This is a genomic window from Lacihabitans sp. CS3-21 (genome assembly GCF_024343675.1).
In the GTDB taxonomy this organism is placed as follows: domain Bacteria; phylum Bacteroidota; class Bacteroidia; order Cytophagales; family Spirosomataceae; genus Leadbetterella.
In genome coordinates this window covers 20,408-33,147 of record NZ_RJUD01000019.1, presented here as the reverse complement: position 1 = coordinate 33,147, position 12,740 = coordinate 20,408, and the positions used below count along the sequence as shown (strand labels likewise).

11 protein-coding genes are annotated in these 12,740 nt (G+C 38.4%); 7 read left to right on the top strand and 4 right to left on the bottom strand.

The window, feature by feature from the left end:
- Window positions 1-94: 94 nt before the first annotated feature.
- The 4 genes from EGI24_RS12045 to ric form a co-directional block, all read right to left on the bottom strand.
- Entirely contained in the window at window positions 95-1,603 is a 1,509-nt protein-coding gene (locus tag EGI24_RS12045) for a RagB/SusD family nutrient uptake outer membrane protein (protein ID WP_255048663.1), read from the bottom strand.
- A gap of 19 nt (window positions 1,604-1,622) precedes the next feature.
- Entirely contained in the window at window positions 1,623-4,649 is a 3,027-nt protein-coding gene (locus tag EGI24_RS12040) for a TonB-dependent receptor (RefSeq protein WP_255048697.1), read from the bottom strand.
- 330 nt (window positions 4,650-4,979) lie between these two features.
- Complete coding sequence (locus EGI24_RS12035) at window positions 4,980-5,435, bottom strand: Rrf2 family transcriptional regulator (RefSeq protein WP_255048662.1); 456 nt, start codon at window positions 5,433-5,435, stop codon at window positions 4,980-4,982.
- A gap of 2 nt (window positions 5,436-5,437) precedes the next feature.
- Complete coding sequence (gene ric / locus EGI24_RS12030) at window positions 5,438-6,175, bottom strand: iron-sulfur cluster repair di-iron protein (protein WP_255048661.1); 738 nt, start codon at window positions 6,173-6,175, stop codon at window positions 5,438-5,440.
- Between the two features lie 165 nt (window positions 6,176-6,340).
- On the opposite strand from ric, the gene EGI24_RS12025 reads away from it, so the two are divergent.
- From EGI24_RS12025 to EGI24_RS11995, 7 genes are all read left to right on the top strand, one after another.
- Window positions 6,341-6,796 (top strand): c-type cytochrome, encoded by a 456-nt coding sequence (locus EGI24_RS12025; protein WP_255048660.1) that lies wholly within the window; start codon window positions 6,341-6,343, stop codon window positions 6,794-6,796.
- A gap of 22 nt (window positions 6,797-6,818) precedes the next feature.
- Window positions 6,819-8,822, top strand: a complete 2,004-nt coding sequence (gene nosZ, locus EGI24_RS12020; protein ID WP_255048659.1) for a Sec-dependent nitrous-oxide reductase — start codon at window positions 6,819-6,821, stop codon at window positions 8,820-8,822.
- Between the two features lie 127 nt (window positions 8,823-8,949).
- On the top strand, window positions 8,950-9,522 hold the full coding sequence (locus tag EGI24_RS12015; protein ID WP_255048658.1) for a hypothetical protein: 573 nt from the start codon (window positions 8,950-8,952) through the stop codon (window positions 9,520-9,522).
- 7 nt (window positions 9,523-9,529) lie between these two features.
- Window positions 9,530-9,979: a nitrous oxide reductase accessory protein NosL gene (locus tag EGI24_RS12010; RefSeq protein WP_255048657.1), complete on the top strand. Its 450-nt coding sequence runs from the start codon at window positions 9,530-9,532 to the stop codon at window positions 9,977-9,979.
- The gene (gene nosD, locus EGI24_RS12005; protein WP_255048656.1) at window positions 9,976-11,220 is read left to right on the top strand and encodes a nitrous oxide reductase family maturation protein NosD; all 1,245 of its coding nucleotides are present in this window, start codon (window positions 9,976-9,978) and stop codon (window positions 11,218-11,220) included. The genes EGI24_RS12010 and nosD overlap by 4 nt, the downstream gene beginning before the upstream one ends.
- 3 nt (window positions 11,221-11,223) lie before the next feature.
- Entirely contained in the window at window positions 11,224-11,955 is a 732-nt protein-coding gene (locus tag EGI24_RS12000; protein ID WP_255048655.1) for an ABC transporter ATP-binding protein, read from the top strand.
- A complete protein-coding gene (locus EGI24_RS11995; RefSeq protein ID WP_255048654.1) occupies window positions 11,952-12,719 on the top strand; it encodes an ABC transporter permease subunit in 768 nt (255 codons plus the stop codon). Before EGI24_RS12000 ends, EGI24_RS11995 begins: the two co-directional genes overlap by 4 nt.
- The last annotated feature ends 21 nt before the right edge of the window (window positions 12,720-12,740 follow it).

Genomic DNA, 12,740 nt, shown 5'->3' with positions numbered 1-12,740 from the left:
TTTTATTTAAGCTATTAAATTAGGCATTAAAAAAGATGCTACACAAGAAATGAGAAACTTTTTCTTGTGTAGCACGAAAAATTATTAAAACTTTTTAAAAATGCGGTGATAGAGCGGCCTCATCTGCTGGTAATCCATAAAGAAGACTGATATTCGTAAATGCGTTACCTCGAGCAGTGGCACCTTCCGGATAATAATAATCTACGGGATTTGCTTTTATTCTGTTACCATAAGCTGTTATAGTCTCAATGGCTCGGCCAGTTCTTACCAAGTCAAACCAACGTTTGTTTTCAAAAGCCAACTCTGATCTTCTATCGCGATACACTATCTCGCGGAGTTGTGTTTGAGCAGTTGCTGTAGCAGCTGGTAAACCTGCCCTACTCCTAACTTGATTGAGATAGACTAAAGCATCCGCAGCCTTGTTTTGCTCCATTAAAGCCTCTGCCAAAAACAACAAAACCTCCGAGTATCTATAAATTGGCCAGTTGGTGCCCGTATTCCCATGCAATGAATGCGTTTTAGCAAATTTCTTGATATACGGAAATGTCTTATTGGCTCGCAAGCTTCCACTAAGCGTCACATAACCTATAGAAATGTCCTTGCGTTTGTCACCCGTCTCATAGGCTGCTATAACGTCTGGGGTAGGTGCGTTATTTCCTTCACCTGTTAATGGTTGCGGATTAGAGGTTCCTGCGATAGGTCTAAGTTCGTCTGGGCTCATAGGTCTTGGTAAAAAGTTATAAATAAAACTACCATTTAAACCCGCTGAGCCTTCCAGAAACTGTACCTCGAATACCGACTCTTTATTGTTTTTGTTGCCAGTATTTGTAGAAAAAGCATCATTGTAATCAGGCATTAAAGCATATTCTCCACTGTTTACAACATCTTTCAGCAAAGTTTCAGCCTCTGCCCATTTTTTCTGAACCATATAAACATTTGCCAAGAGTGTTTTAGCTGCACCTGAAGTAGCCCGTCCAGCTTCTTGCTTTGATTTTAATGGTAAAAAAGTAGTGGCAGCAGTTGCATCCTTGATAATCTGTGCATACAATTCGTCTGTAGTTGCCAATGGCAAAGCGGCTTCTTGACGAACAGTAACGGGTACTAAATGCAAAGGCACTTTTCCGAAATATCTTACCAACTCAAAATATGCATATGCTCTCAAAAAGTGAGCCTGGCCTTTAAGATTATTCTTACTGTCTGCTCCAAACTCAACATCGTCGATAAGGGCTAAAATTTGATTAGTTCGAGCGATAATCTGAAAATCAAGACGATACTGGTTGAGCACGTGGGTATTTGATGTAACTCCGTTAGCAGTTGGAACTGCAAAGTCCGCTATATCTTCCTGCTGTTCAGTTGCTCCAAAGAGAATATTTCTGTAATAATAGGTATTGTCAGAGTGCATTTCTCCCAACAAATATGCCCTATCATTTACAATAGCTCTGAGTGGTACATAAGCGGCATTAACTGCCTGTTGAAAGTCAGCTTCCTTTTTGAAAAAAGTAGCCGAACTCAAGTTAGTTTCAGGAATTACAGTAAGGAAATCTTCTTTGCAACTCGTAAAAGCAACCGCTACTAGAAATGTTGTTATTATTATCTTTTTCATTGAATTCTATGAGTTTTTATTAAAAATTGAAGTTTACACCAACTGTGTAGGTTCTTGGCACTGGATAGTTAGATAAGTCAATTCCTGGACTTAAGTTACCGCCGTCTCCGTTTCCATCCCCTTGAGCACTTGTTTCGGGATTTGGCCCTCCCCAATATTTAGTAAATACCGCCAGTTGTTGTATTGAGGTGTAAACCCTAGCTGACTTAAAGACTTTGTTTGCTTTAGGAATAGTGTAACCCAAAGTAACATTTTTGATAGTAAAAAACGAAGCATCAGCTACAAAACGGCTGTTCATCCAGTCTCTTTCAATACCTGTTACGTTACCTCCACCCACAGTTGTTCCGTACATTCCCTTTCCAGGATTTTCTGGCGAACGGAAACGGTCTTTTACTCCAGCCACCATATTGAATACACCGTCGAGGTTGGCTGTACTATAAATGTGTCTAACCAAAAGTTGGTTTCCTTGCGAACCAGAACCAATGATGTTGGCATCCCAGTTTCCGTAAGAAAAGTTATTAGTAATGCCATATGTAAACGTCGGAAATGGATTTCCCATGATTACTCTATCGTCAAAATCTCCACCATTAGTAATTATACCGTCACCGTTTTGGTCCGTTAGTTTTATACTTCCAACCGTAGACCTGCCAGGTACTTGAGGGTTGTTTTTCAAATCCTCAGCATTGAGATACATTCCTTGAGAAATGTGGCCATAAAATTGACCGAATGGTTGGCCAACCTTGGTGATGTGGAACGTTCCATACACTCTATCAATGCCTTCTGCCAGAGCTATAACCTTGTTGCGATTAAATGAAATATTGGCATTGGTGCTCCATTTCAGTTTTCCGGTAGTATTTCTGGTGTTTATTGAGAATTCATGCCCCCAGAATTTAATTTCACCGATATTGTCATTGAAGTTACCAAAGCCTGACTCTTGGGCGATTTGAACACTATAAAGGAGGTTAGTCGTCCTCTTGTTATAATAATCATAAATAAAAGTGATTCTATCATTGAATAATCCCAAGTCTAGACCAAGGTCAAATTGTTTGGTAGTCTCCCAGCCCAAGTTACTGTTTGAAAGTGTAGAAATTATTGCACCAGGAGCAACGGTATTTCCAAAAACAGCATTAACTGTATTATTCACAAGAGCATAAGAGGTATAATTACCGATGTTATTATTACCAATTACTCCAAAACTAGCTCTAACTTTAGCAAATGAAACTTGTTCGATGTCTTTCAAGAAACTTTCGTCAGACAACACCCATCCAGCAGAAAACGAGGGAAATGTACCCCATCTGTTATCTGCTCCAAATCTTGAAGATCCGTCCGTTCTAACAGCGGCAGTAAACAAATACTTACCTTTATAATTGTAGGTCAATCTCGAAAGTACAGAGGTAAGACTCCATTCCTGAACACCTGTGTTGGTACCACCTCTATTGACATTTATAGCACCCTGAACCGTTGGAAGTCTGTCATCGGCATAGGTATCTGCCTGAATTCGGGTACTTTCTAGATCAAATTTTTGATTCGAAAAACCAGCTAAAATCTCAAAACTGTGGTCATTAATAGATTTGGTATAAGTAGCCAAGTTCTCATTTAACCAACTCATACTCTCCACGTTTTGACGAATAGAAACCGCAGTAGTAGGCACAGGTGTATTGATGGCACTTGTAGCTGTAGATGGGTTAAAGAAAAAGAACTTAGAACGAGCGAGCTCAACATTAAATGTAGACTTTAACTTAAGGCCTTTGATGGGCTCATATTCCATGTAGGCATTAGAGATCAAATTGCTGTTTGTTGTTTCATTTACTAACTCCTCTGCAGCACGCACCCAGTTAGCATACGCAAATATATTACCAGTGCTTGCAGGAAATCTATTAAACAACGTAAGTTCACCGTTTGCATCTCTAATGGGCATCACTGGCCAGGTATGAAGTGCATTGAATAAAATACCAGTTCCACGGTCACCATCTGTACGTGGCGTATTATCATAAACCAACTGCGGAGCTACGTTAAAGCCCATTTTTACTTTATTCGAAATTTTATATTCCGAGTTCATCCTCAACGAATATCTTTTATAAGCGTTATTTAAAACCACACCTTGTTGGTCAAAAACACCCACTACTATAGCGGTTTTAGATCTCTCTGTGTTGTTGGTTACAGACAAATTATAACTTTGTAAAGGAGCTTTTCTTAACAATGCATCATACCAATCATTATTTTTATCTCTGTACTGAGCCGGATTCTGAAACTCCACAGGCACAGGTTGCTTGGCGTCCTCATATGAGTCCTTCTTAAACTGAGCGAACTCTTCAGCATTAAGCATTTCAATTCGGCCCTTCACTGGCACTTCTTGAATACCAGTAAATGTACTAAAACTTACATTAGTACCCGCTTTACCCCTTTTTGTAGTTATTAAAACTACACCATTGGCAGCTCTTGAACCATAAAGTGAAGTAGAAGAGGCATCCTTTAGAATAGAAATGTCTTCAATTTCATCAGGGTTTAGCGAACCAATGTTTCCTGTAATAGGGAAACCATCCACCACATACAATGGATCACTACCAGCAGAAACTGATAACTGACCTCTGATACGAATGTTCATACCTTGTCCTGGCTTGCCTGTAGTTTGGTTAATTTGTACACCAGCTAACTGTCCTTGTAATTTTTGGCCAATTTGTGAAACCGGTATGTCTTTGATCTCTCTGGCTCCGATAGTCTGAACAGCTCCAGTTACCGATTTTTTCAATTGAGAGCCATAACCAACCACCACAATCTCGTTCAAAAGTCTGTCGTCAAGACCGAGAGATATGTTGATGTCTTTTTGGCCAGAAACCACGGCTTCTTTGGTTTCATAACCAACAAAACTAAATACCAAAATTGTGTTATTGGCAGCGTCAATGCTATAGTTGCCGCTAACATCTGTTTGTGTACCTTTGGTGGTACCTTTAATAGCAACACTTACTCCGATTAGGGCATCTCCGTTGGGGTCAGTTACCTTGCCCTTGATCTGGGAATAAGAAAATGAAGTGCAAAGGAACATCATACAAGTAATCAAACTTAGTACATGAAATCCTCCACTTCGAAAAGTAGTTTTTTGGTTCATAAAAAAGTAATTTAAGGTTGAGAATAAATGATAGGTAAAAATAAACTGCTGTTATTTTTTATAAATTTTTAAATTATTCAAAGAAATAGTATCCTGCTCTGTACTGCTTTTGCAATAAAGTAATATAAAATATAAAAAATAGAAGAAAAATTAATTCAAGTCAAGAGACTGTGTGAAACCAGGACTGAATAAATAGGGAATAAATAGAGGCCGAAAAAAAACCCAGAATCTATGGATGGATCCTGGGACTTAAAACTAGGAATAAAATTTCTAAATTTCTGTGGCAAAATCATTACTTAAACTCAAATAGCTGTCCCCATTCTCAATTTTTGTAACAAGGTCGGCTATTTTCAAATTTTCGAAAGTCTTGAAAATTGCACTTCGGCAACCGTCAAATTCATCGTGCAAAGGGCAAGGATTTATTGAGGAACACTCCTCTCTGCCCAAAAAGCATTTTTTAAAAATCCCAAGTCCATCAATCGCCTCTACTACTTCTATTAATGGCGTGTCTTTGGTCTTGGCATTCACAAAAAAACCCCCGTGCGGGCCTTTAATAGAACTGATGATTCCTCTACGAACCAAGTCTTGCAGTATTTTACCCAAAAAATGTTGTGGTATTTGCAAATCCTCGGCGATTTCCAAGATTCCGTGCTTTGTACTTTTGTTTTGTTCTAATGATAAAAAAACTATTCCCCTGATGGCATAACCGCATGTCTTCGAAATCATAATTATTGTGCTAGGTATTTTTCCTCTAAATTAATCACTTTCGAGAAAAGTATGTTGTTTTCGAGATGAATATGTTGAATTAAATCACTGTCCAACTCTTTCAGCTTATCGAGCATCACCAAGTGGGAATTGCAGGCCTCTTCGGGTGCAGTGTAATTATTGGTTATTTCTCTCAGTCGGTGCAAAATCGTTCCAGCTTCTTCATGCTCGTTATGCATAATATGTATGGGATTGTTCACCGTTCCGAAAAAAGGCGAACTTGGGGCCTTATTGGTTTTTAAATCTTGGACCATTTGTTTTACAAAAGGAAATAATACATTTTCCTCTTTTGGCAAATGACCCATTAAATCGGCCTCAAGAGCATTATAAAGTTCATGCAATTCGGGTAAATAATCGAACTTTTCTCCATGCTTGTGAAATACCTTGTCTACAAAAAATCTTATTTCGGGTAGATTCTTGTATAGATATTGATGATGAACATTCACGATATAATCTGCCAGAAAATCCAAATCAAAACTATCAAAATCCAAGCTAGCCGTGTTAACTGTCAATGATTTAGTTTTAATTTCTTCCCAAACCTTGTCAGCATTTAGGCCCTTTTTATCACAAACTTGTGTGAAAGCAACATTGCCACCACAGCAAAAATCAACACCCAATGCTGTAAAAACTTCTGCAGCTTTGGGATTTTTACGTACAATTTCACCCACTTTCAATCCTTCGTATTCTTCAATAATTTCCATTTGTATCGTTTTTAAATTTTAAATAAAGATAAAAGACTCTTTTTTTCTATTTTATGATATTTATCATCCAAAAGCCTGCGGTTTAATCATTAAATTATAAAAAGTCCCCAAATACATTTGTAGCAGATAAAAACCTCTTTTATTATTTAAATCAATATTTCTAGTATGAAAAAAATTATTCAAATGTTGACGCTACTTCCTTTCTTCTTGTGGAGCTGTGGCGGGGCTGAACAAAGAGCAGATAAACCCAAAACCGACGACTCGGTTTTAGAAAAACAAGAAGAAGTTCATGGTCAGGAGGTTAAAGAACTGGCTCTTAGCACTCCTTTAGACCAAGCCATGGTAAAAGAAGGCTTAGCTATTTACGAGCTAAAATGTTCTGCATGTCACAAACTCACCGACGAAAAACTGGTTGGACCGGGTTGGACTGGAGTAACAAAGCGTAGAAAACCTACTTGGATTGTGAACATGATTACCAATGTGGACATGATGTTGGCCGAAGATGCCGAAGCCCAAAAAATGTTGGAGGAGTGTTTGGTGAGAATGCCCAATCAGAACATTACCGCTACCGAAGCACGAAGCTTGATAGAATTTATGAGACAAAATGATGGTGAAAAATAATTACTAAAAATTTATAAAGTTTATGAAAATGAAATATTTAAAAATTGCTGCCTCCGCATTGGCTATAATAGGTATGAATGCCTGCAAGCCTTCGGCAGATAAGACCTCAAGCGGTTCTTTTTTGGCAGGTGATGCAGCCGAAAAAGTGTATGTAAAACCCGGGACACACGATGAGTTTTACAACATTGTTTCGGGAGGATTTAATGGACAACTTTCGGTAGTTGGCTTGCCTTCGGGAAGAATGCTCAAGATTATTCCAGTGTTTTCACAGTTTGCAGAGAGTGGATGGGGATACAGTGAAGAAACCAAACCGATGCTGAACACTTCGCATGGCTTTGTGCCTTGGGACGACTCTCACCATGTGGCTCTATCCACTACCAAAAGCGAGCATGACGGCCGTTGGGCATTTATTAATGGCAACAATACGCCAAGAATTGCCCGTGTAAGTCTTTCGACTTTCAGAACTGAAGAAATTATTGAGATTCCAAACTCTGGCGGGAACCACTCTTCCCCATTTATTACTGCCAATACAGAGTATGCGGTGGCTGGAACACGTTTCTCAGTTCCGCCAGATAACAATGCCGATGTGCCTATCAGTTCTTTTAAACAAAATTTCAAGGGTTATATCAGTTTTGTAAGTATCGATAAAGTCACCGGTAGAATGGGCATCAAGTTTCAATTAAAAACTCCTGGAGTAAGTTTTGACTTGGCCCGTGCCGGAAAAGGCAAATCAGCCGACTGGTTTTTCTTCTCTACCTACAACACCGAACAAGCCAACACTTTGTTGGAGGTCAATGCCTCACAAAAAGACAAAGACTTTATATTGGCTGTAAACTGGAAAAAGGCTGAGGAATATTTGGCAAAAGGAAAAGGAAAAAAAGAAGCTGCCAAATATGCACATAATGTTTACAGTGAAGAAACGCACTCAGCAACATCGACTATTCTAAATGAAGTGATGACTTTGGACCCAAAAGAATGTCCAGATATGCTATATTTTATGCCATGCCCAAAATCTCCTCACGGTTGTGATGTAGACCCAACTGGTCAATTTATAGTAGGCTCAGGGAAATTGGCTGCTGTGATTCCGGTGTTTTCATTCGACAAAATGTTAAAAGCGATTGCTAACAAAACTTATGATGGTAATTTTGATGGTATTCCTGTTTTGAAATATGACGCCGTACTACACGGTGAAGTAAAAAAGCCTGGCTTGGGACCATTGCACACAGAATTTGACGGACAAGGGAATGCCATCACTTCATTCTTTGTGTCTTCAGAGTTAGTAAAATGGAACATAGCCAAACTAGAAGTAATAGACAGAGTACCTACCTTCTATTCTGTTGGACACTTAAGTATTCCTGGTGGACCAACAGCCAAACCATACGGCAAATATGTGGTGGCTTACAATAAAATCACAAAAGACAGATACTTACCCACTGGCCCAGAGCTAGCACAATCGGCTCAGTTGTATGATATTTCTGGCGAAAAAATGAAACTGCTTCTTGATTTTCCTACTGTGGGCGAGCCACATTATGCTGAGTCTATTCCAGCCAGTTTGATAGAAAAAAACACGAAGAAGATTTTCAAACTTGAAGAAAACAAACACCCTTATGTAGCTAAAGGCGAAAAAGAGACCAAAGTGGTAAGAAAAGGCAACGAAGTACATGTATACATGACAGCTATAAGGTCGCACTTCAGCCCAGATAACATTGAGGGCATAAAATTAGGCGACGTGGTTTACTTCCACCTCACCAACCTTGAGCAAGACTGGGACGTACCACACGGATTTGCTGTCAGAGGAGCTTTAAATGCCGAAATATTGGTAATGCCCGGGGAGACCAGCACGCTTAAATGGATCCCTACCAAAGTGGGGGTAACACCGATGTACTGTACAGACTTCTGTTCTGCATTGCACCAAGAAATGCAAGGATACATCAGAGTATCACCTGCTGGAAGCAAAGTGCCACTTTCGTGGGGAACTGGCAAAAACCCAGTGGCTGACGCAGAGAAAAAAGTTGCTAAACGATAGCTAAAAATATAAATGGGGCAGATTATTTGTTCTGCCCCATTAAAAAAAAACAAAATCCGAGTCTTAAGATACAAAATGTAATGGTCGTTACTTAGCGTTACTGCGGCTTTGCAAGAAACTAAAATTTATGAAACCGTTAAAGAAAATATCTCAAATCGCCATAATTGCCAGTTCATTACTGCTAATTATCGCCTATTTTGTACCCATTTGGAGAATAGACTTATGGGCCCCACAATATCCCGAGGGGCTTTCGATGAGCATTTGGCTAAGTAAACTGAGCGGCCAAGTAGACATTATCAATGGCCTAAACCACTACATAGGCATGTCTCAGATAAAAGAAGAGATGTTTCCTGAATTCAAAATTTTACCGTATGCTGTGGCTGCAATTATCGCTTTAGGTATTTTGACTGGTTTGTCAAAAAACAGAAGAATGCTTATTGGTTTCTTGGTCATTCTGATGCTATCTGGGGTAGTAGCCATGTATGATTTTTGGAGCTGGGGATACGAATATGGCCACAATCTCGACGATTCAGCGGCTATCAAAGTACCTGGCATGGCTTATCAACCGCCATTAATCGGTTACAAAGAACTACTCAACTTTGGGGCATATTCAATTCCGGACATAGGCGGTTGGTTGTTTGTTTTGCTAGGTGCTATAACCATTTCGACGCTGATATTTGAGATAAAAACCAACAAATGAGTCTTTTATGAAAACTTACATTTTAAATACAATTTTGGTTCTTACTGCTATAATGATCTTTTCAGCTTGCACTATCGAAACTGAACCAATCAATTATGGCAAAGAAAATTGTGCTTTTTGCAAAATGACCATCATGGATAAGCAATTTGGAACTGAACTCGTAACCCTGAAAGGCAAAGTGTTTAAATTTGATGACCTCAGTTGCATGTCCAAATATATGAAAACTGCTGAATTGCATGAAGCAGACTGCAAACATGTAGTGGTAGGAAACTATGAGAAACCTGGAGAATTCATAGATTTCAACAAAGCATTCTTTATTCAATCAGAAAATTTTCAAAGTCCAATGTTAGGAAATATAGCTGCATTTGATAGAGAAACCTCCTTTCAAGAATTATTAACAATGGACAGCACCGCTAAAAACATTACTTGGACAGAAATAAAAGAACTATTTAAATGAAAACAATACTCATTTGCTGTCTTTTTATTTTAAGCTTGGAAGCATTTTCCAAAAATTGGTCTGTAAAAACAGTCCAGGAATTACAAAAGGCCTTGCATGAATCAAAAGCCAATGATACCATTTTGGTAGCTAAAGGAAACTACAAAGTATTGAACCTAGAAATCACCAAACCTTTGGTGATGATCGGACAAAACCAACCAGTTTTTGATGCACAGTTTAAAGGCGAAATCTTTATTGTAAAATCAGACGATGTCTCTATTTCCGGGTTCAGATTTAAAAATGTTGGCGAAACCAGTATGATAGATTGGGCAGGCGTAAAAATACTGGAATCAGAAAATGTAAAGGTTTTCAAAAATGAATTCGTCAACTGTTATTTCGGCGTCTATTTGTCTGCATCTAACAAATGTTGGATAGAAAACAACCGTATAATAGGCACACCCAAAGAAGAACAAACCACAGGAAATGGCATACATGCATGGAAATGCGACAGTATAAATGTCTTCAATAACTACGTGGAAGGACACCGCGACGGCATTTATTTCGAGTTCGTTACTAATTCATTGATTAAAAACAACCTATCAACAAAAAACATACGCTACGGATTACATTTTATGTTTTCACATTACGATACTTACACACATAATATTTTTAAGAAAAATGGTGCTGGTGTGGCCGTGATGTACACCAAACATGTAACCATGAAAGATAATTTTTTTGATAGCAACTGGGGTGGCTCAGCCTATGGGATATTGCTAAAAGATATTTCTGACAGCGATATTGAGCACAACTTGTTTAATTCAAATACGGTGGGAGTGTATATGGAAGGCTGTAGTAGATTAAAAATGGGAAAAAATATTTTTCAAAAAAACGGAGTTGGACTTAGAATCCAAGCCAACTGTGACGAAAACAACATTCATCACAACAATTTTATGGCCAATACTTTTGATATCGCCACCAATGGCTCGGTAACATTTAACTACCTTAATGACAACTATTGGGACAAATATGAAGGTTATGACCTCAATCGTGATGGCAAAGGTGATATTCTTTATCGACCAGTAAGCCTGTTTTCGACTTTGATAGAACGTATGCCACAAGCCATGATTTTGTTGAGAAGTTTTACGGCAACGCTTTTAGACAAAATAGAAAAAATTATTCCCAGCTTAACGCCCGAAAACATGAAAGACGATAGCCCAAGAATGAAACCAAATGCCATAGAGGCCTTCAATTTTAAAGTATAACTGATGATAAAGTTCGAAAACATAAACAAGTCCTTTGGTAAATTGGAAGTACTTCAGAATATTTCATTGAACTTAGAAATGGGGCATTCTGTGGCTATTTTAGGACCCAATGGCTCAGGAAAAACTACCCTGATAAAGTCTCTTTTGGGTATGGTCATTCCTGATTCGGGACAGATACTTTTTGATGGGAAAAATATAAAAAATGAGTTTGCGTACCGAAGCGAAATTGGATATATGCCTCAAATAGGCAACTACCCGCCCAATCTGAAAATAGCCCAGCTGATAGACATGATGAAAGACATCAGAAAAGGAAAAAAAGAGGGTATTATCATAGACGAAGAAATAATAGAACTCTTCAAACTCAAGGAAATGTACCAAAAACCCCTTGGAACACTATCTGGCGGTACAAAACAAAAGGTAAGTGCAGCTTTAGCATTTTTGTTTGACCCAAAAGTTTTGATTTTGGATGAACCCACAGCGGGACTTGACCCACTGGCAAGTGAGCTATTGAAAGGTAAGATTTTGGAAGAAAAAAGAAAAGGAAAATTGATCATTATCACCTCACATATCATGGCAGACTTGGAGGAACTATCCACACATGTGGTGTATATGCAAGAAGGTAAACTTAAAATATTCAAAGAGTTAGAAGATTTGAGAATTGAATATGGAGAAGAACGATTGGGTAAAATAATAGCAATTTTTATGAAAAACAATTTTGAAAAAACAATAGCATGAAGAAGACCATAAAATATGTAGTTTATGATATTATTCGCAACAGGTTTGTGATTGGCTATACGATATTATTGCTCTTGTTAAGCATAAGCTTTTTCTGGTTTGAATCAGACCCAAACAAAGGACTTTTAAGCCTTTTGAACATTATATTGATGGTAATTCCATTGGTCAGTGTCATATTTTCAACCATCCATTTTTATAATTCTTACGAATTTATTGAGCTGCTTTCTGCTCAACCGATGAGCCGCCGCACCATTTATTTTAGTCAGTTTCTCGGACTTTGTTTTTCGCTAGGGATGGCCTTTTTGATTGGTGTTGGACTTCCAACTTTAATTTTTGATGGCTCCATGAGAGGCTTAACTTTGGTTTCAGGAGGCCTTTTGATTACACTTACATTCGTTGCCATAGCCTTCTTGGCATCGGTTATAACCAAAGACAAAGCCAAAGCCATTGGTGTGGCTTTAGCAGTTTGGTTTTATCTCTGCATTCTCTACGACGGCATGGTGCTAATGGTGTTGGTCAACATGGCGGACTATCCCATGGAAAAAGCTTCGCTCCTATTTTCAGCACTCAATCCCATGGATTTGGCGAGAATTTTAGTACTCATGCAGCTAGATGTATCCGCACTTATGGGTATTACGGGAGCTGTATTTCAGAACTTTTTCAGCTCCACTTGGGGCGTATTTATATCTTTTGTTTTATTGTTATTGTGGGTTCTTACACCTGTATTTTTTGGATACCGAATTTTTAGCAAAAAAGACTTATAATCAAACCTTTAAAATTTATTT